A 22,916-nucleotide genomic window follows, 5' to 3' on the forward strand; every position below is an offset into this window, starting at 1 on the left:
AACCGATGCCGGTCGACGACGCCCTGCTCCTCGGCGCGGTTTCGGACCTGCGCCGGGACACCGGACTGCCGGTCGGCTTCGCCGGGATCGCCGGTACCTCGCCCCGGATGCGCCTGACCGCGTTCCTCGGCAACCGCGGCACCGCCCTGAACGGCCTGTCCGTCCGCGCGGGCCTCGGCCTCGGCGGCAAGGCGCTCGCGCTGACCCGGCCGGTCGTCGCCAACGGCTACCACAGCGCCACCACGATCAGTCACGACTACGACGAACCGGTCCGGGACGAAGGCATCCACTCGGTGGTCGCGATCCCGGTCGTGGTGCGCCGTCGCGTCCGCGCCGTGCTCTACGGCGGCCTGCGAGACGAGGCCGTGCTCTCCGACCGGACGATCACCGCCGCCCTGCACGCCGCGCGCGACCTCGAACAGGCGTTGGCCGTCGAGGACGAGATCGAGAAGCGGCTGGCCGAGATGAAGCTGCTGGCAGGGCACCACGAGGAGTCCGCGCCGCGCGAACGGCTACGCGAGGTCTACGGCGAACTCCGCGTTCTCTCCGGCCAGATCGCCGACAGCGATCTCCGCGGCCGTCTCGACGCTGTCTGCGAGGGCCTGACCGACCACGCTCCCCCGGCGGTCCGCCTGGCGCCCAGGGAACTGGACACCGTCGCACTCGTCGCGCTCGGGCTGACCAACGCCGAGATCGCGCACCGGCTGGGGCTGACCGCGGAGACGGTCAAGAGCTACCTGCGGGACGCCATGCGCAAGCTCGACGCGATCTCCCGGCTGCAGGCCGTGACGCACGCGCGCCGGGCAGGTCTGCTCCCCTGACTCAGCCCGGAGGCACGGGCGAGACCGAGGAGATGCAGTACTTGTCGCCCGCCTCCCGCCGGACCTCCATCGTCCCGGTGAACTCCGACTCGTAGTTCAGCGTTCCGGACATCGTCACCACGATCAGATCCGGACCCGCCGCACGCGGGTCTTTCGCGGTGAGCGACGCGTTGCGGTCGCCGTACTCCTTCGCCGCCGTACGAACCTTGTCCTTTGCGTCCGCGCAGGCCGACTCGGCGGCCTTGTCGGGCTCGTCGCCGAACACCGCGAGCATGAATTTGCCCGCCAGCACCGGACCCCAGTCGAGGCTGAGCGGAGTCTCGGTCGCGCTCGCCGAACTCGAGGACTTGTTGTCGCTCAACAGGAAACCGGGCGCCACGAACGCGAGGATCACGAAGACGACCACCACGAGCGCGGTGCCGCCGCCGATCAGCCCGATCAAGAGGCCGTTGCCCTTCTTCGGCGGCTGCTGCCCCGGGAACTGCGGCCCGCCGTACCCCGGCGGCGGGTAGCCCTGCTGGGGATACTGCTGCTGCGGGTACTGCTGCTGGGGAGGCTGCTGCTGGGGGTGGCCCTGCTGCGGATGACCCTGCCCCCACTGCGGTCCTTGCGGTCCCTGTGGATACGACATCGACGCTTCCTTCCCCGAGCAACCTGTCCGAGGAATCTACCGTCCCCTTCGGACAGTCGAAAACCAGCTCCGCAGCAGGTAAAGACTCGTGAGCGGTAATGCCGGTTCTAACCGTCCTAACCGCTCACGAGCTCTAGAATCGGGCCATGAGACGGCTGGCCGTGGTGGTCTTCAACGGGGCATCGCTGGGTGCGATGTCCTTCGCGTTCGGTGTGTTCGAGATGGCCTCGGCCTTCGGGGAGCTGCCCGACCTCGAACTCAAGGTCGTCGGCGGCGAGCCGGACACCTCCCTGCGGGGTGGCGGCCTGACCGTCCCGGTCCCGGAGGACCTCGACGCCGTCCGGGACGCGGATCTGGTGCTCGTCCCGAACTGGCGGTCTCCGATGGAGGATCCGCCGGAAGCGGCGCTGGAGGCACTCCGCGCGGCACACGACCGGGGTGCCCGGGTGGCCGGACTGTGCAGTGGCGCCTTCGTGCTGGCCGCCGCCGGGCTGCTCGACGGACGCCCCGCGACCACGCACTGGGCGATGGCACCGCTGCTCGCGGCCCGGTTCCCCGCCGTCCGCCTCGACGAATCGGTCCTCTACATCGACGACGGCGACCTCCTGACCGCGGGCGGTGGCGCCGCCGGGATGGACCTCGGCCTGCACCTCATCCGCTCGTGGTGCGGCGCGGAGGTGGCGAACCGGCTGGCGAAAGGCATGGTCGTCCCGCCGCACCGGCCCGGCGGGCAGGCCCAGTACATCGAATCGCCGATGCCGGACCTCGACGAGGGCGACCCGGTCTCGGAGACGATGGCCTGGGCGCTCACCCGGCTGGACACCGCGCTCCCGGTCGACGAACTCGCCAGGCGGGCGCTGATGAGCAGGCGCAACTACGACCGCCGGTTCCGCGAGATCACCGGTGCCGCGCCCGGCACGTGGCTCACCCACCAGCGGGTCATCCGCGCGCAGCAGCTGCTCGAGTCCACCGATCTCCCTGTCGACGAGATCGCCAGGTACTGCGGGTTCTCCTCCGCCGCCGCGCTCCGGCCGCACTTCCGGCGTCAGGTCGGGGTCACCCCGATGGCCTACCGGGAGACGTTCGGGACCAGGCTGGGTGTCCCCGAACCCATGCTGGCCTGACCGGGCTGTCTCAAAACCGACCCCGGTTGGCGAAAACACCGCTCACGGTCGGACACCCCGCCAGGCCACGATCATGGCATGACCGAAGACAGCCGTTCCTTCCTCAACCGCCGGTCCATGCTCGCCCTCGGCGCGGGTGCCGCGGCCGCGCTGGTGGCCTCGGGTGGCATCGCCGAGGCGGGCCAGCCCGGCGCTCCCGGCGACGCGGAACTCGCCAGGTCCCTGCCCGGCGGTTTCCGCAGTGAGTACGCCCAGGTCAACGGTGTCCGGCTGCACTACGTCGCCGGCGGCCGGGGCGAGCCGCTGATCCTGCTGCCTGGCTGGCCGGAGACGTGGTGGCAGTACCGCAGGATCATGCCGACGCTGGCGAAGCGGTACCGCGTGATCGCCGTCGACCTGCGGGGCATGGGCGGCTCGGGCAAGCCGCAGGACGGTTACGACAAGAAGACGATGGCCCGCGACATCTTCGAACTCGTCCGCGCGCTGGGCTACCGGCAGGCGCACATCGCCGGACACGACATCGGCGCCATGGTCGCTTTCAGCTTCGCCGCCAACCACCCGGACGCGACGAAGACCGTCACGCTCATGGACGTCTCGCACCCCGACGAAAGCCTGTACCAGATCCCGATGCTGGCCCCGCCCGGACAGCCGGTGAACGTCTGGTGGTTCGCCTTCAACCAGGTCGCGACGCTGCCCGAACAGCTGCTGGCCGGCCGTTCGCGCTTTCTCGTCGACTGGATGTTCGACCATCTGCTGGCCGATCCGGCCTCGATCGGCGGCCGGGACCGCGCGGTCTACGCCGCCGCCTACGACCGTCCGGACGCGATCCGCGCCGGGAACAGCTGGTACCAGGCGTTCGGCAAGGACATCGAGGATCAGAAGGCCTACGGGAAGATCACCGTGCCGATGCTGGGGCTGGGCTCGGAGTACAACTACGACTACCTCGCCGCGGTCCTGCCGTCCAAGGCCACCGACGTCCGGGTGCGGAAGGTCGCCGGCTCCGGGCACTTCGTCGCCGAAGAGCAGCCGCGCACGGTCATCGACGAGCTGCAGGCCTTCCTCGGGTGAGGCGTATACCCCGATTGGGTCAACGGCGCCCTCCGAATCGTCCGATTCACTCGGTCAGGTGAAAGACGCGGCCAGGCGTCATTCTCGCGACGGAGGCCCCTCTTCTCTGGTGTGTCGGTACCGGCCGGGCAGCCCCCCGAACGGCCGGTACCGACATGGAAGTACCGCTCGACTGGAAGTACCGCTCAACCGATCCACCAGCGGGCCTTGTAGATCCACGCGCCGTGCAGCGCCAGCTCGGCGCGTGGAAAGGCCAGCTGGACGGTGTCCGTGCACCAGGTGCACAAGTGCCCGTCCTGGATCGAGGCCGTCAGGATCTGCCCGGTCCGGGGATTCGTCGAAACGCTCTTCACATGCGGCCGGTCGATCTCCCGCGCGCCCGCGTACCGCTGGATGAACCCGCCGCTCGTTTTCGAGAACTGGTACACGCCCGCTTCGGTGGTCACCCACAGCAGGTCGGGCCGATGCGGGACCGGCTGAAGGTCGTGTCCGCCCTTGCTCGGAACCGGTACGCGCCGCTGCTCGGTGATCACCGGCGCGGCGGGTGTGCCGCCGACGCCCAACGCGACGAGCGAGTCGGTGCCCAAGGCCCACAACACGTTCCGGCCCGCGTCCCAGACCACGCCATGCGCCCCCACCAGCGGGAACTCGGCGTAGGTCGTCGAGCGCTGTCCCTGCGAAGCGGTGTAGATCCGTACCCAGCCGCCGGTGCTGGCGGCCACCGCGACGTTGCCGTCAGGCAGCAGTTCGATGCTGTGCGGGTTGGCGGGCCCGCCAACGTTCGCCGCCCAGTACGCCCGGTCCCCCGCCGGATACGGGACGACAGCCACGAAGCCGCCCGAAGCCGACGTGAGCAGGTACTTCTCGCCACCTCGTTCGGCGAGCTTCGCGTCGCTCGGGTTGCTCCACGATCCGGCCAGGTCCGCCAGCCCGTTGGCGGCACCCGGCGCCCAGGACCAGCTCACCTTCCGGTCCCGCCAGGAGGCCCGGTCGGCAGGCAGGACCAGGATCCGCTTGGACGCCTGCTCGGTGATGACGATCGAACCGCGATCGCGTGCGCCCGCGTCCGCCACCGCCGGCGCGGACGCCGCGACCGAAAGGCCCACGATGGCCAGCGCCACCAAGGAATTCCGCATGATCTTCATACGGAGACTGAATCCGCCCAGGATGACGGGCGGGTGGCGGCGATCGGAAACGTGCGTGTCGACGAGATGGCCCGTGGTCAGAGAGCCGCCTCGGACCGCCGGAGCAGCACCTCGTCGACCTGACGGCGGGCCGTCATCGGCATCGGGCGGCCGTACCCGAGGCGCACCACCGCGTGTGGGCGGCCCAGGTCGGCGAAGATCCGGTCCATCGCGGTCCGCGTCTCCGGGGTCTCGAACGGCCTGCCGACGAACGACGACGCGAGGCCTGCCGCCGTCGCGGTCAGCAGCACCCGCTGCAGCACCATCCCCGCCCGCAGGTCCGCGGTGGGTCCGCTGTCCGCGGTAAGCACCGCGCCGAGCACCGGCTCACCACCTTCGGGCTCGGCGGTGAAGAACGACTCCTGCGCGGGGATCCTGTGTGGTGACGGCGGTTTGGTGGGCGCCGGGACGCCGTCCGGGGCGTTGGCCGTCCGCCGGGTCCACAGCGCGATCTCCGCCTGGAACGCGCCGTTGCGTGCCTGCGCGGCTTCGGCCCGGTGCAGCACCCGCGCGACCGCGTTCGCCCGGTCGCCGCGGCCGAACAGTTCCAGCAGTCCGCCTTCCACCAGCGCGGACGCCCGCAACGTCGTCCGCGCCCACGCCGGTACCGGCCGGTCCAGGAACGGACGGCGGTTCGTGTGACGGCGGAAGACCACTTCGGCCAGTTTCCGTTCCTCGGGCGAGGAGAACCGGTCGCCGCCGATCAGGAGTTCCGCGAGCAGGTCCGGCTCCCCAGGCGTCGGCATCGCCCGGAGCGAGAGCGTCTTCCCGTTGGACCGCAACGAGACGATCAGATTGAAGATCGCCGCGCCGCACGAAAGCCGCGCCTCGCGGGCCTCCGGGTCCGCGATCCGGAGCACCCTCGCGCGGTCAAGCCACACCTCGATCCGGTCCTGGTCGACGACAAATCGCCAAGGCTGCGTGTTGAGCGGGGAAGGTGCGCGGACGGCGGCCGCCACCGCCTGGTCGACATGGGTCGGCAAGGGGATCTTCATCGTGGGCTCCGGGGGAAAGGGGTTGGTCCACCTTCGGCCGGGGTATCCGGCGACCGCAGCGGCCGCCGGTCATGAATTCCAAGGACTTTCGCCCCCGATTCCGGGCAGCGAGGACTTAGGACCCTGTGCCGCGGACGGCCGCGATGGGAGCCTCGATGACCAGAACGGAGTCGACGATGACGGACAAATGGACGATTGACGTTTCGTTGCAGCAAGAGCCATACCGGGTGCGCGCGGAGGCGTTGCTCCGTCTGGAGGACGGTGGTGAGTTCGTCGGAGTCGGACTGGCGGAGGCCGGGCTGAGAACGAGTTCGAACTCCCAGATCGGTTCCTATCTCGCGGTGACACGGGCGCTTTCAGACCTCACCGCGGAGTTACTGGAGACCGTCGCCTCCGATGTCGCCCGCTCGATCGAGGTCGACGAAATCCTCGCCGGGCAGTCGGCGAACTGACCACTGTCAGCGCAGGGGAGCGGACCACTCGGCCCTGGTTCCGCCTTCTTCCCGTGGCTCCACCCGGAACGTCCCGCCCACCTTTCCCGCGCGGTCACGCAGATTCCGCAGCCCGCCGACGCCGCCGGGCTCGCCGACGATGCCGACCCCGTCGTCGGTGACCACGATCCGCAGCATGTCCTCCTTCACCGCGACACCGACCGAAACACCGCTCGCCCGCGCGTGACGGACGACGTTGCCGACCGTCTCCCGTACCACCGCCTCGGCGTGTTCGGCGAACAGGAAGGGGATCGAGTCGAGCGGGCCGGACAGGCTGACCGTCGGATGGATAGTGGTCTCGTCCGTGAGTTCGGTGATCGAGTCGTAGAGGCGATGCCGCAGCCGCACCCCCTGCTGGCCGGCCTCGCCGCCGTGGAGGTCGAAGATCGCCGTGCGGATCTCGTGCACGATCTCGTGCATCTGGTCGATGCTGTCGCCGATCCGCCGCTGCAGTTCCGGTGACTGCGTCCGGCGGTGCGTGCTCTGCATGGCGAGGCCGACCGCGAACAGCCGCTGGATCACGTGGTCGTGCAGATCCCTGGCGATCCGGTCCCGATCGGCGAGCACGTCGAGCTCCCTGGCCGTGCGCTGCTGCGCCGCCAGCTGGAGCGCGAGCGCGGCCTGGTCGGCGAAAGAGGCGACCACCGGCAGCTGGGCGAGCTCGAACGGGACCGCGTCGGGGTTCCGCACCGCCATCAGGACCCCGGACGTGCGTTCCCGCGCCCGGAGCGGCACCACGAGCGTCGGGCCGAAGCCGAACTCCCCCACGGGACCGAGTACCAGTTCCGGCACGCTGCGCGGGGTCCGGTCGCGATAGACCGCCCCCGGCAACGAGGCGGCGACGCTGATCCGCACGCCGGTCAGTTCCGCCGCCCGCGCGCCCGCGCAGACGGCGATGGTGAGTTCGTCTGCCTCTTCCTCGCCATCCGGGCTGACGTCGAGCCTGCCGGAACCGGGCAGTGCCAGCAAAGTGAGGTCGGAGCCGGTCAGTTCCAGTGCCCGGCTGGCGATCAGGTGAAGCGCTTCGACGGGATCGGTGCCGCCCAGCAGTTCCGTGGTCACCTCGCTGGTGGCGGCCTGCCACTGCTGGCGGATCCGCGTCTGCTCGTAGAGGTGGGCGTTCTCGATCGCGATCCCGGCCGCGGCCGCGAGGGCCTGGACGACCACCTCGTCGTCGTCGGTGAAACTCTCCCCGCGTTTCTCGGTCAGGTAGAGATTCCCGAACACTTCGTCGCGTACCCGGACCGGTACACCGAGGAAGGACCTCATCGGCGGATGGCACGGCGGGAACCCGACCGACGCGGGATGCCGCGAGATGTCGGCCAGCCGCACCGGTTTCGCCTCGTCGATGACGAAACCCAGCAGCCCGTGGCCTTTCGGGAGATGCCCGATCTGCTGTTTCGTCTCGCCGTCGATCCCGAGATAGACGAATTCGGCGAGCGAACCGTCGTCCGCGATCACCCCGAGGGCGCCATAGGTGGCTTCGCCGAGGTCGATCGCCGCCTGGACGATCCGGCGCAGCGTCGCGTCCAGTTCCAGCCCCGACGCGACGGCGAGCACCGCTTCGAGCAGGCCATCCATCTTGTCGCGGGTGCCGATGAGCCGTTCGATGCGGTCCTGGAGATCCCGCAACACCTCACGAACCCGCAGCCGGGAAAGCGCACCGGTGACCCGGTCGTCGCTTCCGCCCAGCCGATCATGAGCCGACATCCTGCTGCGCCTCCGAAGATCGGGACGACTCCCGGCCGTGTGACTTTCTCCTCTTTCGGCCCCACACCGCGGGCGGGGACCGTCTCACCGAGACAACCGTATTGCCCGTGGCGCAGCGGCGGGGGGACCATGACCATACAAGTCACCAGGGTCGGACGTTTGAACTCCGAACAGGTGAATTCCGTGCTCCGGTCGGCCACCCTGGCCCCGTCGACGCACAACACCCAACCTTGGCTTTTCCGGTGCACCGGAACCGGGATCGAGCTCCACGCCGATCCGCGCCGTATCCTACCGGTCACGGATCCGGACGGACGTGAACTCGTTCTCTCGTGCGGCGCCGCCCTTTTCACCCTCCGGACGGCGATTCACGCACTGGGCTTCCATCCGGCGACGACCCTCATGCCGAGCCGCGCCGATCCCGATCTGCTGGCCGTCGTCCGGCCGCTCGCCGAACGCACGCCCGACCCGAAGGTCTCCCGGCTCGCCCGCGCGATCACCCGCCGCCGGACCAACCGGCGCCCGTTCCTGCCCAGCGCCGTTCCTCGCTCCACGCTCACCACCCTCCGCCACGCAACCGAACTCGAGCACGCGTGGATGCCCAGTCTCGACGCCGAACAGTGCGGTGCGGTGCGTGATCTCACCGCCCGGGCCCGCCGGGTCCAGCTCGCCGATCCCGATTTCGTCGCCGAAGTCGGTCGCTGGACCGGTTTGGGCGCGGGTACTCGCGACGGGGTACCGACCTACGCGACCGAGGGCTCCCCCGCCGACGAAAGCTGGCTCCTGGACGAATTCAGCGCCGACGAATTCAGCGCCGACGAGTTCGGCGCCGGGGACGGGGACACCGCCGGCACCCGGCCGGCTCCGCTGGTGGTGGTGATCGGGTCACTGACCGACGGGCGGCTCGACCGGCTGCAGGCGGGGCAAGCGCTGCAACGGGTGCTGCTCACCGCGACGGGCGCGGGCCTCGACGCGTCGTACATCTCGCCGCCGCTCATGGTTCGCGCGGCCCGCGCCGAACTCAGGCGCCTTCTCGGCTGCGGGGTGTGGCCGCAGGTGCTGCTGCGCGTCGGCTACGGCCTGCCGCTGCCGTGGACCCCTCGGCGCCCGCTGGACGACGTCCTACTCGACACGCTCGTTTCCGCCTGAGCGCGGGGATCCGTCACTGCCGTCGCAGCTCCGTGGCCAGCACGGCCGCCTGGGTTCGCCGTTGCATGCCGAGTTTCGTCAGCAGCCGGGAAACGTAGTTCTTGACGGTCTTCTCGGCGAGGAACATCCGCTCGGCGATCTGCCGGTTGGTCAGCCCCTCGCCGATCAGTTCCAGCAGCGTGCGCTCCTGCTCGGAAAGCCCGGCCAGCGGGCCTTTCTTCGCGGCGTCGTCCCGGAACTTCGCCATCAGAGTGGCGGCGGCCCGCGCGTCCAGCAGGGACCGGCCGAGGCCGACCTCCTTGACCGCGGCCACCAGGTCCATCCCCCGGATGTCCTTGATGACGTAGCCGCTCGCGCCCGCCATGATCGCGTCCAGCATCGCCTGCTCGTCGGTGTAGGACGTGAGCATCAGGCATTTCAGTTCGGGCATCTTGGAGCGCAGTTCCCGCGCGAGTTCGACGCCGTTGCCGTCCGGCAGCCGCACGTCGAGCACCGCGACGTCCGGCCGCAACGCCGGGATCCTCGCCAGCGCCTGGGAAAAAGTGGCGGCCTGACCGACAACGCACAGGTCCGCGTCCTCCTCGAGCATGTCCGCGACCCCGCGACGGACCACCTCGTGGTCGTCGACCAGAAACACCCGGAGCATTCCGACCTCCACGGTTTCCCTCCTCGGATGAGAGCGTACGGCGCACGACCGGTCACTGCGACAGGCCAAAGGGCCCTGTTCGGCGCCCGTTCGAGTGGCTGCCGCCGACTGGACCAGGTTCATTTGCATCATTCGAGTCAGGACGTTCTGTTCTTCCCCGAAGAGTTCCGCCGCTGCGACGATCCCGTCATGTCCGAGACCACGCTTTCGTCGGCCGCTTCATCCGGCTCCTCCGACCCGGCCGACGACGTCGTGGCCATGCGCAACCGCATCCGCTTCTATCGGACCCGCGCCGAGCAGCTCCAGTACGCGCTCGACCACCGGCTGCCCATCGAGCAGGCCAAGGGGATTCTCGCCGAGCGTTACCAAATCGACATCGACGCGGCGTTCGAACTACTACGTTCGTTCTGCCGCAACAACAACATGAAGATCCACGATGTAGCCAGGACCCTCGTCGAACAGCCGAGCGAAGGCGACAGACGAGTCTCTTGCTGAATCACACCATGCTCGGCGGGGGGCCCGCGACCACCACCGGCGCCGCAGACCCCGCGGGCTCGGACTGGGCAATGAACCGAACGCCGCCCCCCAGACTTCGGGTGCTCGTCGCGGACGACAACCCGGTCATCGGTGATGCCTTGCGCGCCCTTCTGGAGACCGAACCGGACATCGAAGTGGTCGCCGTGGCCGTGAACGCGGGTGAAGCGGTCGCGCTCGCGGAACTGCTGTCCCCGGAGGTCGCCGTCCTGGACGTCCGGATCCCCGGCGGGGGCGGCGCGTGGATGGCCAGGGAGATCCGGCGACGAGTGCCTCGTACCCGGTTGTTGGCGTTCTCCGCGCACAACGACTCCCGCTCCATCGCCCAAATGGCGTCGGCGGGCGTCACCGAGTACCTCGTGAAGGGCAGCCCCAACACCGAGATCGTCGCGGCCATCCGCCGCCTCTGCGCGAACAGCGCCAACGGGACCGAGTAGTCCGGACGTCAGTCCGCGAGCCAGCGTTCCATACAAGCCAGCAGTTCCTCCGCGTTCACGGGTTTGGTGACGTAGTCGCTCGCCCCGGCGGCGAGGCTCTTCTCGCGGTCCCCTTCCATCGCTTTCGCGGTCACCGTGATGATCGGCAGACCGGCGAACTTCGGCATCTCGCGGATCGCCGCCGTCGTCGCGTGACCGTCCATCTCGGGCATCATCACGTCCATCAGGATCAGGTCGATGCCGTCGTCGGCGAGCAGTTCTTCGATGCCCTTGCGGCCGTTCGGCGCGTGCACCACCGACAGCCCGTGCAGTTCGAGCATCCCCGAGATCGCGAACACGTTGCGGGCGTCGTCGTCGACGAGCAGGACCTTGCGCCCCTGCAGCCGCGGCGGCCCGGACGGCGGATCGGTGAACCCTGCCGTCTCCTCAAGTGCCACCGGAGGCCCTTCGGGCTGGTGCATCAGAGGCAGGATGTCTTCGAGTTCACTGGCCGAGATGTGCAGCATGATGCGTTCCCGCAAGGTGTCGAGCGACGGCAGCAGTTCGACGGGATGCACCCGCGCGTGCCCGTGCAGCAGCCGGTCCTGCGCGGCGCTGAGCTTGCGGGCCGCGTACGCCAGTACCGGAACCTTGACGGGATCCGGGCCATCCGCGAGCCGTTTGAGGAACGTCAGCGCGCTCGTTCCGGGGATGCTGGTGTCGAGCACGACGCAGCGGTAGCTGTCGCGCTTCAGCTCCTCGAACGCCTCCGCCGGCGTGGCCACCGCCCGCACCTGGACCGAGCCGTGACTGTCCGCGACATCGGCCGCGACCCCGCGGGCGAGCAGGGTCAGCAGCCTGTTCTGGTCGCTCTCCACCACCAGGACCCGCCGCTCCGCCCCACCGTTGTCCACAGTGGACTCGTCAAGGCTGGTGGCGGCAGTGAACCTGGCCGCCGGCAGGTAGAGCGTGAACGTGCTTCCCGTCCCCAGCACGCTGTCCGCCCGGATCTCACCGCCGAGCAGGTACGCGACCTCGCGGCTGATCGAGAGACCGAGCCCGGTGCCGCCGTACTTGCGGCTGGTGGTGCCGTCGGCCTGCTGGAAGGCGCCGAAGATCGAATCCAGGTTCTCTTCGGCGATCCCGATCCCGGTGTCGATCACGCTGAAGGCCACCAGCGACTCGTGCTGTGACCCGCTCGACGACGAAACGATGGTGTCGACCAGCTTCACCCGCAGCTCCACGCTGCCGTCTTCGGTGAACTTGACCGCGTTCGACAGCAGGTTGCGCAGTACCTGCCGCAGCCGCTGCTCGTCGGTGAACAGCAGTCCCGGCACGTTGGGTTCCACCGTGACCTGGAAGTCCAGCCCCTTCTCCGCGGTCAGCGGGCGGAACGTCGTGCCGACGTAGTCGAGCAGCTGACGCAGCGGGAACGGCTCGAGGTGGATGTCCATCTTGCCGGCCTCGACCTTCGACAGGTCGAGGATGTCGTTGATCAGCTGAAGCAGGTCGGTGCCCGCGGACTGGATCACCTTGGCGAACTCGACCTGTTTGGGGGTCAGGTTCTGGGTCGAGTTCTGCGAGAGGACCCCGGCGAGGAGCAGCAGGCTGGTCAACGGGGTCCGGAGTTCGTGCGACATGTTGGCCAGGAACTCCGACTTGTACTTCGACGCCAGCGCGAGCTGCTGCGCGCGTTCCTCGATCTCCTGCCGGGCCTGCTCGATCTCGAAGTTCTTCACTTCGATGTCCCGGTTCTGCCGGGCGAGCAGTTCCGCCTTCTCCTCCAACTCCGCGTTGGAAACCTGGAGTTTCGCCTGCTGCGCTTGGAGTTCCTCCGAACGCGCCTGCAGTTCCTCGGCCAGCCGCTGGGATTCCTCCAGCAGGGAGTCGGTCCGCGCGTTGGCGATGATCGTGTTGACGTTGACGCCGATGGTCTCCATCAGTTGTTCGAGGAAATCCTTGCGGACCGCGGTGAATTCGCCGAACGACGCCAGTTCGATGACACCGAGCACCTGGTCCTCGAAGACGATCGGCAGCACGATCAGGGTGACCGGCGGGGCGGAGCCGAGACTCGACGAGATCTTCACGAAGCCCGGCGGTGTCCGGTCGACGACGATCGGTTTCTTGGTCTGCGCGGCCTGCCCGATCAGCGACTGCCCCATCGCGAAGCCCAACGGCGCGTCCGGGTCGTCGCTGTGCCCGTAGCTGGTGATCAGCCGCAGCCGGGTGCCGTCCTCGCCGGACTCGGTGAGGAACAACGTCCCGTGCTGGGCGCCGACCAGCGGGGTCAGCTCGTTCATGATGAGCGTGGCCACCACCCGCAGGTCCCGGTGCCCCTGCATCAGGCCCGAGATCCGCGCCAGGTTGGTGTTGAGCCAGTCCTGCTCCTCGTTCGCCCGCGTGGTCTCGCGCAGCGACTGGACCATCGCGTTGATGTTGTCCTTCAGTTCCGCGACCTCGCCCTGTGCCTCGACGGAGATCGACCGGGTGAGGTCGCCGGTGGCCACCGCACTGGTCACCTCGGCGATCGCCCGGACCTGGCGCGTCAGGTTCCCGGCGAGCTCGTTGACGTTCTCCGTCAGCCGCTTCCAGGTACCCGAAACACCTTCGACCTCCGCCTGGCCACCCAGCCGTCCCTCGCTGCCGACCTCGCGCGCGACCCGCGTGACCTCGGCGGCGAACGCGGAAAGCTGTTCGACCATCGTGTTGATGGTGGTCTTGAGTTCCAGGATCTCGCCCCGCGCGTCGACGTCGATCTTGCGGGAAAGGTCGCCCTGCGCGACCGCGGTGGTGACCTGGGCGATGTTGCGGACCTGACCGGTGAGGTTGTTCGCCATCGAGTTGACGTTGTCGGTGAGGTCCTTCCAGGTGCCGGCGACGTTCGGCACCCTGGCCTGCCCGCCGAGGATGCCCTCGGTGCCGACCTCGCGCGCCACCCTGGTGACCTCGTCCGCGAACGCCGACAGCGTGTCGACCATCGTGTTGATCGTCTGGGCGAGCGCGGCGACCTCGCCCTTGGCCTCGACGGTGATCTTCTGGGAAAGGTCCCCGCGGGCGACCGCGGTCGCGACCTGGGCGATGGAGCGCACCTGGTCCGTCAGGTTGTCGGCCATGACATTGACCGACTCGGTCAGGCCCTTCCACGTCCCCGACACACCCTTGACATCCGCCTGACCACCCAGCCGCCCTTCCGTACCCACCTCACGGGCGACACGGGTGACCTCGTCGGCGAACGACGACAGCTGGCCCACCATCGTGTTGATGGTGTCCTTGAGTTCCAGGATCTCGCCGCGCGCGTCGACGCGGATCTTCTGCGACAGGTCGCCCTTCGCCACCGCGGTGGTGACCTCGGCGATCGAACGCACCTGGTCGGTCAGGTTGTCCGCCATGACATTGACCGACTCGGTCAGGCCCTTCCACGTCCCCGACACACCCTTGACATCCGCCTGACCACCCAGCCGCCCCTCGGTACCCACCTCGCGCGCCACGCGCGTCACCTCGTCGGCGAACGACGACAGCTGATCCACCATCGTGTTGATCGTGTTCTTCAACTCCAGGATCTCGCCCCGCGCGTCCACCGTGATCTTCTGCGACAAGTCACCCTTCGCCACCGCCGTGGCCACCTGGGCGATGGAGCGCACCTGATCGGTCAGGTTGCCCGCCATGAAGTTCACCGACGTCGTCAGATCCCGCCAGGTCCCCGCCACGCCAGGGACCTGGGCCTGTCCACCGAGCGCACCCTCGATCCCGACCTCGCGCGCCACCCGCGTCACCTCGTCGGCGAACGACGACAGCTGATCCACCATCGTGTTGATCGTGTTCTTCAACTCCAGGATCTCGCCCCGCGCGTCCACCGTGATCTTCTGCGACAAGTCACCCTTCGCCACCGCCGTGGTGACCTCGGCGATGGAGCGCACCTGATCGGTCAGGTTGCCCGCCATGAAGTTCACCGACGTCGTCAAGTCCCGCCAGGTCCCCGCCACGCCGGGCACTTCCGCCTGCCCGCCCAGTCGTCCTTCGCTCCCCACCTCACGTGCCACCCGCGTCACCTCGTCGGCGAACGACGACAGCTGATCCACCATCGTGTTGATCGTGTTCTTCAACTCCAGCATCTCGCCCTTGACGTCGACGGTGATCTTCTGGGACAGATCCCCCTTCGCCACCGCGGTCGCGACCTCGGCGATGTCGCGGACCTGCCCGGTGAGGTTGCCCGCCATCGCGTTCACCGAATCGGTGAGGTCCTTCCAGGTCCCCGAAACCGAGGGCACCGCGGCCTGCCCGCCGAGGATGCCCTCGGTCCCCACCTCCCGCGCGACCCGGGTGACCTCGGAGGTGAACAGCGCCAGCTGGTCGACCATCCCGTTGAAGACGACCGCCATCTCGTCCATCAGGACGTCGTCCTCTTGGGGAAGCCTCGTGCTGAAATCGCCGTCGCGAACCGCTTTCAATCCCTCCAACAGCCGCTGCAAGCCTTCGTCGTTGAGCGCGACACCCACTCGTACTGCGTCTCGCGACCCACGTTTTCCACCCGGTTCCGGCATCGAAATGCCTCCTTTGTTCTGGCTCCCCACAGGTCCAGGGGGCTACCGTCATCCCCGCAGCGGCCCGGGAGGGCCCAGCGGAATCCAGAAGGCCACTGACGTACCTTCGCCAGGCTTGCTGGAGATCCGGAACCATCCTTGCGCCGCTTCCGCGCGTTCCCGCATCGATGCCATTCCGATGTGCTCACCTGACAGCGCTTCACGGGAGCGCTCGCCGCCGGCCTTCATCCCGTCACCGTTGTCGACGACCCCCGCCAGCAGGCCGCCGTCCTGTCCCGTCAGAGAGACCACGACGGCGGAGGCGTTCGCGTGCTTCCACACGTTCACCAGGGCCTCTTGGAGGATCCGGAAGGCGGTGATGACGAGGTCAGGGGGCGGTTTGGCGGCGAAATCGTGGCGCAGCGTGCAGTCCAGCCCCCAGCCGGAAACGACCTCGTCGAGATAGTCGCGGACAGAAGCGACCAGGTCGTTGTCGTTCAGCGCGGGCGGGCGCAATTGGGCGACCAGGATCCGCAGCCGCCGGATCGCCCCTTGAATCGCGTCGTCGAGTTGCGTCAACGCGGGATCACGCCGTTGCGCGGCGAGCATCTGCAACCGCATGCTGGCCGCGATCATCGATTGAATCGAATCGTCGTGAACATCCCACGCGATCCGGCGACGTTCGGTTTCCTGCGCACGGACGAAATGGGCGAACGCCAGCCGCCTTCCGGTCGTTTCCTCCTCCGTTTTCCGGCGTTCGGTGAGATCACGGGTGACTTTGCCGAAACCGACGAGGTCGCCCTGCTCGTCCCGCAAAGCGGTGATGACGGTGTTGGCCCAAAACCGTTCGCCACCACGACGGAGCCGCCAGCCCTCGTCCTCGTGACTCCCCACCTCGGCGGCGATCAGCAGTTCTTCGCCGGGTTTTCCCTCGGCGACGTCTTTTTCGGTGTAGAAAACAGAAAAGTGGCTGCCGAGGATCTCCTGCTCGGAATATCCCTTGATCCGTTCCGCCCCCGGGTTCCAGCTGGTCACGTGGCCCTCGACATCCAGCATGTAAATGGCGTAGTCGACGACACTGTGCACGAACAGCTCGAAGAGCACAGCACTGCGATGATCAGGCGCCTGTTCCGATGGCAGCATGGCCATAGTGCAGCTTGGCACTCGGGTACGTCTCACCGCTACGGCCGTTCGAGGAGGCCATTCTTGCGCGCATGCGCCACGGCCTCGAGCTTCGAATGGGTGCCGGTCTTCACCAGTATCCGCTGCACGTGATTCCGCACGGTGTTCCGCGCGAGCCGCAGCTCTTCGGCGATCCTGTCGGTTCCCGCGCCGTCGGCGATCAGCCCGAGCACCTGCCGCTCCCGAAGCGTCAGGACCGGCCCGAGCCGGCCTGCGGTCCCGGCAAGCATGGCCAGTGCGCCGCTGAGCAGTTCCGGGTCGATGACCACGTCGCCGGCCGCGACGGTCCGGATCGCCGTGATCAACTCGTCGAGGAGACCCGACTTCAGCAGCAGCCCCGCTCCGCCGACTTCGAGGATCCTGGCGGCGATGGCACTGTTCGCGTCGCCGGTCAGCACGAGCACCCTGCTCGACGGCGAAATCGCCTGGAACCTGGCTATCGCCTCGATCCCGTCTCCGTCCGGCAGCCGCCGGTCGAGCAGGACGATGTCGGGCAGATGCGCCCCCGCCGCGATCATCCCGTGCGCGAGGGACTCCACCGACGCCACCAGGTCGATCTCCGGGAATTCCTCGAACGCCGCGCCGAGCGCCTCGGCGACCATCTTGTGGTCTTCGACGAGCAGCACTCGGATCGGGGCCGCCGCCGGGGGCACGGGCTGCGGGGAGGTCGGGTTCGACATGCACCTTCTCCGTCGATCGTGGTCTCGCCGGGACCATTGTCGGGCAGGTTCCCGGAATTCACTCCCCCTCGCGGCCGCATTCACCCACGTGCGGCTTCACCGATCAGGGCGACCGGGCACCGTGCGCGGCTCAGCAACCCCTGCGCCGTGCTCCCGAGCCCACCGCCGGACGATCCGATCACGATCAGACCGGCGTGCGGGACCACCCTGATGAGGGCCCTGGCCACGGTGCGGTCACGGACGACGGCGAGCCGGAGGAGGACGCCGGGATACTTCTCGCGCCAGGCCGCCACCCTGTCCTCCAGCGCGCGTTCCTCCGCCGCCTCGACACTCGCCAGTTCGGCACCCGCTTCGAGGACGCTGTCATGCCAGGCGTGGACGACGACGAGAGCGCTGTTCCGCGCCGAAGCACTGTCGAGCGCGAAGACCAGGGCGCGTTCGCTGTCGCTGGAGGCATCGACTCCGACGACCACTTCACCCCGGCGCGGAGCGGTCAAGCCGCGGACCACGACCACCGGGCACTTCGCGTACCCGGCCACCTTCGTGGCGACCGCGCCGATCGGGGCTCCGCGAAGGGCGCCGAACCCGTGTGTTCCCAGCACCAGCAGCGACGCCGACTCCGACGCCGCGACCAGTTCGTCGGCGATCCCGCCGCGTTTCACCTCGTGTTCGGTGGGCACCGCCGGTTCGGCTTCCCGCACGACACTCGCGGCGGCGAGGTTGTCCTGCGCCGCGCCACTCTCCCAGCGGCGGCCGTCGATGTGGAGGAGCCTCAGCGCGCTGTCCCGTCTCGCCGCCTCCCCTGCGGCCCAGCGCACCGCCGCCCGCGAAGACTGCGAGGCGTCCACGCCGACGACCACGGCGGCGCGCCGCTGGATCCCGGTCATCACCGGCCTCCCGTCCCGCCGCCGGAACCGGCGGACGTCCGCCGACAGCCTGCTCTCCGGCGCGACGCCCGCACAGGGCATGAAGTCCTTTTCCCGGAACGGGAGACGGGGATTCCGGCGGACATTCTCCCACCGTGCGCGGCGGGCCGGTCGTTTCGACGCCGACCCGTGACCCGCCGTACCCGTCCGGCGACCGAGAGGGGTCTTTGTGCCCTCGATGGCACAACCTTCGGCGCTGACCGGAACGGCCCTCGATACCGCATCGTCGAAGGTGACGAAATAGTGAAACCGTCGCGTGGGAAGGGATGACCGGGACGTGACCACGAGAATCTGCGAGACCCGCCGCCGCCCCGGCACACAGGCCGGCGCCGCCAGGGCGCTGGTCTCCGCCGAACTCGAGAAGCTGCCGAGAGTCATCATGGCGAAACCCGAGGCGCACGCCTCCCTGCTCGACGGCGTCCTGACCGCCGTGCGGCAACTCGACATGCGGCGGCTCGACGGGGCGGCCCCCGCCGAGCCGCCACGCCGCCGTTACCGCCTCCCGCGCTGGACCACCCGGGACCGGCGCGTCCAGCGGCTGCGTGGCTGGCTCAGCGGCGTGCCCGGCTGACCGGGCGCCGCACCCGTCACACCGGGCGCCACCGGCCGATGTCGGCCTCCATCGGCACGATCCGGGTCAGGGACGAGCGGATCTTCAGCTCCATCGCCCGGTCCCGGCCGCGGGTCCCGCGTGGGGCGTAGGGATAGAAGGAGCCGCGCTCCCGGCGGTAGACCATGGTCAGCCTCGGATGGCGCATGTCCCGCAACTCGGCGAAGTCGACAGCCGTGTGCAGGAGCCAGGACGCGAAACCGGCCTGAGCCAGCCTCTCGTTGACGTCGACGAGGTCGTCGAGCAGCCAGCCCAGATCCCCGTTCTCCCGCCAGCAGCGCACGATCGTCCGCCCGTGCGCGTCATGGGTGACCACGTTGCGGCGCGCGGAATCCCCGGCGAGACCGGCGATGATCTCCGCCTCCGTGCCCGCGCCCGGACGGCCTTCGGCGACGAAGCAGACCGTCCCCGACCCTGTCGGCGCCAGCCCGTACCCGGACCGCAGCGTCACTGCCGCCGACCTCAGCTCCAGCAACGGAAGCAGGCTCGACCGTACCGAACGACTCTTCCCCAGCAGGCTTCCCAGCAGCGCCATGACTTCACGCATCCTTTCCCTCTGCGTGAAGCCTTTACGATCGCGCCCTCATACCCTAGGGCCGCACGGTCGCGCGTTCTCCGGGACAAGTCCCCGGTTCCGGTGACCTACGGCCCTACCCGCAATTGCCGGTCGTCACCCGGCAGTTGTCACCGGCTCCGGGGACGAAGGAGCCGTTCGCTGTCCAGTTTGCCTTCCACGACCTCGTGCGCTACCTCCGTCAGCTTCCTGTTCGAACCGCGGGCGAAGGCCCGCAAGCGCTGAAAAGCGGTGGCGACGTCGATGCCGGCACGCGCGGCGAGCATGCCTTTCGCCTGCTCGATGATGACCCGGCTGTCGAGGGCCGTCTGCAACTGCTCCGAAAGCAGCCGGTAGTGGTGCAAATCCCGCTGCTGCAGGAGACACAGGGTCGCGACGTCGGCGAGTGCCTGACCCAGCCTGCGGTCTTCGGCGCTCAAAACCACGGTTTCGGTACTGAGGAAGGCTATCGAACCGACAGTCTCATCCATGGCGCGCAACGGAAGCGCGGAAACCGCGAGATAGCCCTGTCCGACCATCCTGGCGACGTAACCGGGCCAGCGCCGGACCTCGGCGGAGAGGTCGCGGACGACGATGTCGCTCCCGGTTTCGAACGACTCGAGCGCCGGCCCTTCCTCGACCACCGCGGGATGGCGTTCGAGTTTCAATCCCGGCAGGAAGACTTCCATCGAATCGATCGGCAGCAGCCGCACGCATTCGCTGGACAACGTGTCCACGACCCGATCCGGTCCCAGGTCCTCCGTAACACTCGCGGTCAAGCTCGCGAATGCCGCGCAGACCGCGGTTTCCCTGTCCACTCCTGCGGCGATCTCCTCGCGCCAGCTGTTCACCAGAGCGATTCTGGTCCGCACCAAGACATCCGGCAACGACCAGATGGCGGATCCTACGCAAGATCGGTCACGGACCGTTATCTCGACGAGATATCGATGGCGGAGATTTTCACTGCCGTCGCAACGAAATCGGTGGCACGGTGTTCGCCCGCAGCGCGTCTTCATCCATAGTGGACTCGCCGATCCCCGCCTTGCCGATCCTGTCCGCGACGACGGCTCCGGGATCGTCGAGCACGTCGGTCCTTCCGCTCAGGAAAGCCCACTCGTGCTCGTCCGAACCGTAGTAGAGCACTGTTCCGAACGCCTCGGTGAACCGGCGCCAAGACGCGGTCAGTGTCTGGTTCCGCCACACCGTCGGACAGCCCGCCTGGCAGCCGACCACTCCCCCTTCGGAGAGCAGTGCCGTACACCGGGCGAGGAAGTCCGCACCGTAGAGCCGGTTGTGCTGTGCCGCCGGATCGTCGTTCTCGTCCGGCAGGTCGATCACGACCACGTCGTAGGAGTCCCCGCGTTCCCGTGCCTCGGCGAGGAACTCCCAGCCGTCGCGGTAGTGGACCCGGATCTTCCCTTCGCCGCGCTCGGCACGGGCCAGGTCGTCGAGCGTGTAGCCGTAAGGAAGGTGCTCTGCGCAGACCCGCACCGCCTCGGCGTCGATGTCGACATGATCGACCACCTCGGCGCCCGCGGCGACCGCGAGCTCGGAGGCGACCCCTTCGCTGGAGCCGATGATCAGCACCCGCTCGACGCGTTCGGCGAGCAGCAGCGACGGGACCATCAGCGCTTCGTGGTAGACGAGCTGGCTCAGCTCGGTACTCTGCCGTTCGTCGTCGCAGAACAGGGAGATCCCCTGCGCGGTCCGTCCGATGAGGACGTTCTGGAACGCGGTACGTCCCTCGAAGAGGACCTCGTCGACGTCCCAGTTCCGGCTGAGCCCCGCGCCCATCGGCTCGACGATCACTCGTGGCGCCATCAGTTCTCTCCTCGTTCCACAGTGGACATCCGGACGGCGCCGGCGCCCAGCAGCTTCGCCAGCAGCGCGACCGCCCGCTCCGGATCGGCCCGGTCCCCGCAGGTGAACACGTCCACGAACACCGAACCGATTTCCGGGTAGGTGTGCACCGACGCGTGCGATTCGGCCAGTAGGGCGAGCACGGTAACCCCTTGCGGGGCGAAGGAGTGCGACACGACCTCGCAGACTGTCGCCCCCGCCTCGGTCACCGCGTCGGCGAGGGTCTTCTTCAGGAGTTCGGCGTCGTCGAGCAGCGACGGCTCGATCCCCTCGAACTCCGCGAGTACGTGGCGGCCGGCGAACCGGCCGACGAGTGGTTCTTCACCCGGCATCGGCGAACCTCCCCACACAATAGGTGCGCAACGGCTCGATCCCGTTGAAAGCGACGGACGAATAGCTGGCGGTGTAGGCCCCGGTGCCCGGGATGTCCAGCCGGTCGCCCGCCCGCAACGACATCGGCAGCGCGCACGGCGTCCGCTGGTACAACACGTCGTCACCATCGCAGGTCGGCCCGGCGAGGACCACCGGCCCTTCCGGACCTTTGACGCCGACGGCCTCCAGCCGATACGCGACAGCTTCGTTCTCGCACTCCGCCATCCCGTTGTACCTGCCGACGTCGAGATAGACCCAGCGGCGTTCGTCGGCGGCGGCGCGAGTGGTCACCAAGACGACTTCGGTCCGGATGAGCCCGGCGTCGGCGACGATCACGCGGCCCGGCTCCAACAGCAACTCCGGTCCTGACAGGTGCTCTTCGAGGGCGGCGTGGATCACCGCCGCGTAATCCGTCAGTGACGGCACGGATTCGCGGTGCTCGGTGGCGAACCCGCCACCGATGTTGAGCCGCTCCAGGCCGACGCCCGCGTCGGCGGCGACCTTGGCCGCGGTCGCGATCCCGATCTCCCAGGCCGCCGGGTCAGGCTGCTGCGAACCGACGTGGAACGCGATTCCGGGCCGCAGCCCGGCTTCCGCGGCCTGGCGCAGCAGCGTGGCGGCCACCGCAGGTTCGCAGCCGAACTTGTGGCCGAACGGCGTCACCGAGTCCGGGCCGCCGGTCAGCAGGCGGACCGAGACCAGCGAACCGGGCGCGTGCTCGGCCAGGTTCGCCAGATCACCGCCGGAATCCGTGGTGAACTCGCGGACCCCGCGCGCATACGCGAACGCGATGTCCGCGGGCTTCTTGATCGTGTTGCCGTAGGCCAGCTCCGCCGCCCGCGCGCCACGGGACAGGCACAGCGCGATCTCGGCCGTGCCTGCCACGTCGAACCCCGCTCCCGCCGACAGCACCGCGTCGAGCACCTCGGGAGCGGGATTCGCCTTGACCGCGTACCTGATCAGCGCGTCCGGGAACGCCGTCGACACCGCGGCCGTGCGCTCCGCCACCAGGTCGGTGTCCACGACCAGGCAAGGTGTCGGCGGCTCGCGGTCCGCCAGGAAGGCGCGGATCCGGTTCAGGCTTTCGGTCACACGCCCCAGGGTGTCAAAGGCCGATCACCGGTACGGAACCCGGGGTCACGCCCGGGCGTCGTCCGAGGCCTGCTCCGGCAGGTCCACGCCGTGCTCGGCGGCCAGTCGCTCCAGGTTGGCCAGATCGGCGCCGACGGCCGAGGCGCGATCGTCGTCCGAGTCACGCCTGGCGATCCGGACGTCTTCCCTGGCCTGTCGTACCCGGTCCCGCAGATTCACCGCGAACTCGCTCATCGTGCACCCCCGATCTCCCGCACCTTGTCTGCTTTCACCCTAAGACCCTCCGAATCGGTCACCGACGTGATCTGCGTCATCACGGGTTCGTTCGTGTCGGTTCGTTCGTGTCGGAGTGAAG

General features: G+C 68.7%; 23 protein-coding genes. 8 read left to right on the plus strand and 15 right to left on the minus strand.

Annotated elements, in window-relative coordinates:
- Positions 1–5 precede the first annotated feature (5 nt).
- Positions 6–821 (plus strand): helix-turn-helix transcriptional regulator, encoded by an 816-nt coding sequence (locus tag ACZ6YV_RS22340; protein WP_465511455.1) that lies wholly within the window; start codon positions 6–8, stop codon positions 819–821.
- A gap of 1 nt (position 822) precedes the next feature.
- Here ACZ6YV_RS22340 and ACZ6YV_RS22345 read toward each other — a convergent pair whose 3' ends face one another.
- Complete coding sequence (locus ACZ6YV_RS22345) at positions 823–1,452, minus strand: hypothetical protein (protein WP_465511456.1); 630 nt, start codon at positions 1,450–1,452, stop codon at positions 823–825.
- A 146-nt stretch (positions 1,453–1,598) separates the two neighbouring features.
- On the opposite strand from ACZ6YV_RS22345, the gene ACZ6YV_RS22350 reads away from it, so the two are divergent.
- Positions 1,599–2,576, plus strand: a complete 978-nt coding sequence (locus ACZ6YV_RS22350) for a GlxA family transcriptional regulator (RefSeq protein ID WP_465511457.1) — start codon at positions 1,599–1,601, stop codon at positions 2,574–2,576.
- A 78-nt stretch (positions 2,577–2,654) separates the two neighbouring features.
- Entirely contained in the window at positions 2,655–3,644 is a 990-nt protein-coding gene (locus tag ACZ6YV_RS22355; protein ID WP_465511458.1) for an alpha/beta fold hydrolase, read from the plus strand.
- 185 nt (positions 3,645–3,829) lie between these two features.
- Here ACZ6YV_RS22355 and ACZ6YV_RS22360 read toward each other — a convergent pair whose 3' ends face one another.
- Together ACZ6YV_RS22360 and ACZ6YV_RS22365 are read right to left on the minus strand one after the other, a co-directional pair.
- Complete coding sequence (locus tag ACZ6YV_RS22360) at positions 3,830–4,789, minus strand: DUF6528 family protein (protein ID WP_465511459.1); 960 nt, start codon at positions 4,787–4,789, stop codon at positions 3,830–3,832.
- A 77-nt stretch (positions 4,790–4,866) separates the two neighbouring features.
- Positions 4,867–5,823: an Acg family FMN-binding oxidoreductase gene (locus ACZ6YV_RS22365; protein ID WP_465511460.1), complete on the minus strand. Its 957-nt coding sequence runs from the start codon at positions 5,821–5,823 to the stop codon at positions 4,867–4,869.
- Positions 5,824–5,978: 155 nt separating this feature from the next.
- Between ACZ6YV_RS22365 and ACZ6YV_RS22370 the strand changes: the two genes are divergently transcribed.
- Positions 5,979–6,275: a dsRBD fold-containing protein gene (locus ACZ6YV_RS22370; protein WP_465511461.1), complete on the plus strand. Its 297-nt coding sequence runs from the start codon at positions 5,979–5,981 to the stop codon at positions 6,273–6,275.
- A gap of 6 nt (positions 6,276–6,281) precedes the next feature.
- On the opposite strand, the gene ACZ6YV_RS22375 is transcribed toward ACZ6YV_RS22370, so the two are convergent.
- On the minus strand, positions 6,282–8,024 hold the full coding sequence (locus tag ACZ6YV_RS22375; RefSeq protein ID WP_465511462.1) for a sensor histidine kinase: 1,743 nt from the start codon (positions 8,022–8,024) through the stop codon (positions 6,282–6,284).
- A 129-nt stretch (positions 8,025–8,153) separates the two neighbouring features.
- Between ACZ6YV_RS22375 and ACZ6YV_RS22380 the strand changes: the two genes are divergently transcribed.
- Positions 8,154–9,170, plus strand: coding sequence for an Acg family FMN-binding oxidoreductase (locus ACZ6YV_RS22380; RefSeq protein ID WP_465511463.1), 1,017 nt, complete (start codon positions 8,154–8,156; stop codon positions 9,168–9,170).
- Positions 9,171–9,183: 13 nt separating this feature from the next.
- Here the strand turns inward: ACZ6YV_RS22380 and ACZ6YV_RS22385 are convergent, their stop codons facing one another.
- Complete coding sequence (locus ACZ6YV_RS22385) at positions 9,184–9,816, minus strand: response regulator (protein WP_465511464.1); 633 nt, start codon at positions 9,814–9,816, stop codon at positions 9,184–9,186.
- 189 nt (positions 9,817–10,005) lie between these two features.
- On the opposite strand from ACZ6YV_RS22385, the gene ACZ6YV_RS22390 reads away from it, so the two are divergent.
- Together ACZ6YV_RS22390 and ACZ6YV_RS22395 are read left to right on the plus strand one after the other, a co-directional pair.
- Positions 10,006–10,311 (plus strand): ANTAR domain-containing protein, encoded by a 306-nt coding sequence (locus ACZ6YV_RS22390; protein ID WP_465511465.1) that lies wholly within the window; start codon positions 10,006–10,008, stop codon positions 10,309–10,311.
- A 101-nt stretch (positions 10,312–10,412) separates the two neighbouring features.
- Positions 10,413–10,787, plus strand: a complete 375-nt coding sequence (locus tag ACZ6YV_RS22395) for a response regulator (protein WP_465511466.1) — start codon at positions 10,413–10,415, stop codon at positions 10,785–10,787.
- 8 nt (positions 10,788–10,795) lie between these two features.
- Here ACZ6YV_RS22395 and ACZ6YV_RS22400 read toward each other — a convergent pair whose 3' ends face one another.
- From ACZ6YV_RS22400 to ACZ6YV_RS22415, 4 genes are all read right to left on the minus strand, one after another.
- Positions 10,796–15,307, minus strand: a complete 4,512-nt coding sequence (locus tag ACZ6YV_RS22400) for a HAMP domain-containing protein (RefSeq protein WP_465511467.1) — start codon at positions 15,305–15,307, stop codon at positions 10,796–10,798.
- Positions 15,308–15,355: 48 nt separating this feature from the next.
- The gene (locus ACZ6YV_RS22405; RefSeq protein ID WP_465511468.1) at positions 15,356–16,435 is read right to left on the minus strand and encodes a PAS domain-containing sensor histidine kinase; all 1,080 of its coding nucleotides are present in this window, start codon (positions 16,433–16,435) and stop codon (positions 15,356–15,358) included.
- Between the two features lie 32 nt (positions 16,436–16,467).
- Positions 16,468–17,148, minus strand: a complete 681-nt coding sequence (locus tag ACZ6YV_RS22410; protein WP_465511469.1) for a response regulator — start codon at positions 17,146–17,148, stop codon at positions 16,468–16,470.
- Positions 17,149–17,228: 80 nt separating this feature from the next.
- The gene (locus tag ACZ6YV_RS22415; RefSeq protein WP_465511470.1) at positions 17,229–18,116 is read right to left on the minus strand and encodes a universal stress protein; all 888 of its coding nucleotides are present in this window, start codon (positions 18,114–18,116) and stop codon (positions 17,229–17,231) included.
- Between the two features lie 235 nt (positions 18,117–18,351).
- Between ACZ6YV_RS22415 and ACZ6YV_RS22420 the strand changes: the two genes are divergently transcribed.
- Entirely contained in the window at positions 18,352–18,645 is a 294-nt protein-coding gene (locus ACZ6YV_RS22420) for a hypothetical protein (RefSeq protein ID WP_465511471.1), read from the plus strand.
- A gap of 16 nt (positions 18,646–18,661) precedes the next feature.
- On the opposite strand, the gene pspAB is transcribed toward ACZ6YV_RS22420, so the two are convergent.
- The 6 genes from pspAB to ACZ6YV_RS22450 all read right to left on the minus strand — a co-directional run bounded on the left by pspAB (position 18,662) and on the right by ACZ6YV_RS22450 (position 22,795).
- Positions 18,662–19,219: a PspA-associated protein PspAB gene (gene pspAB / locus ACZ6YV_RS22425; protein ID WP_465511472.1), complete on the minus strand. Its 558-nt coding sequence runs from the start codon at positions 19,217–19,219 to the stop codon at positions 18,662–18,664.
- Positions 19,220–19,368: 149 nt separating this feature from the next.
- A complete protein-coding gene (locus ACZ6YV_RS22430) occupies positions 19,369–20,088 on the minus strand; it encodes a GAF and ANTAR domain-containing protein (RefSeq protein ID WP_465511473.1) in 720 nt (239 codons plus the stop codon).
- Positions 20,089–20,197: 109 nt separating this feature from the next.
- On the minus strand, positions 20,198–21,058 hold the full coding sequence (locus tag ACZ6YV_RS22435; RefSeq protein ID WP_465511474.1) for a spermidine synthase: 861 nt from the start codon (positions 21,056–21,058) through the stop codon (positions 20,198–20,200).
- Positions 21,058–21,429, minus strand: a complete 372-nt coding sequence (speD, locus tag ACZ6YV_RS22440; RefSeq protein WP_465511475.1) for an adenosylmethionine decarboxylase — start codon at positions 21,427–21,429, stop codon at positions 21,058–21,060. The genes ACZ6YV_RS22435 and speD overlap by 1 nt, the downstream gene beginning before the upstream one ends.
- Entirely contained in the window at positions 21,419–22,561 is a 1,143-nt protein-coding gene (locus ACZ6YV_RS22445) for a type III PLP-dependent enzyme (protein WP_465511476.1), read from the minus strand. The genes speD and ACZ6YV_RS22445 overlap by 11 nt, the downstream gene beginning before the upstream one ends.
- A 45-nt stretch (positions 22,562–22,606) precedes the next feature.
- Positions 22,607–22,795 carry a hypothetical protein gene (locus ACZ6YV_RS22450; RefSeq protein WP_093935756.1) on the minus strand — a complete coding sequence of 63 codons (189 nt, stop codon included), beginning with the start codon at positions 22,793–22,795 and terminating at the stop codon, positions 22,607–22,609.
- Positions 22,796–22,916: the final 121 nt, after the last annotated feature.

It is taken from the genome of Amycolatopsis sp. NPDC102522, from assembly GCF_055584485.1.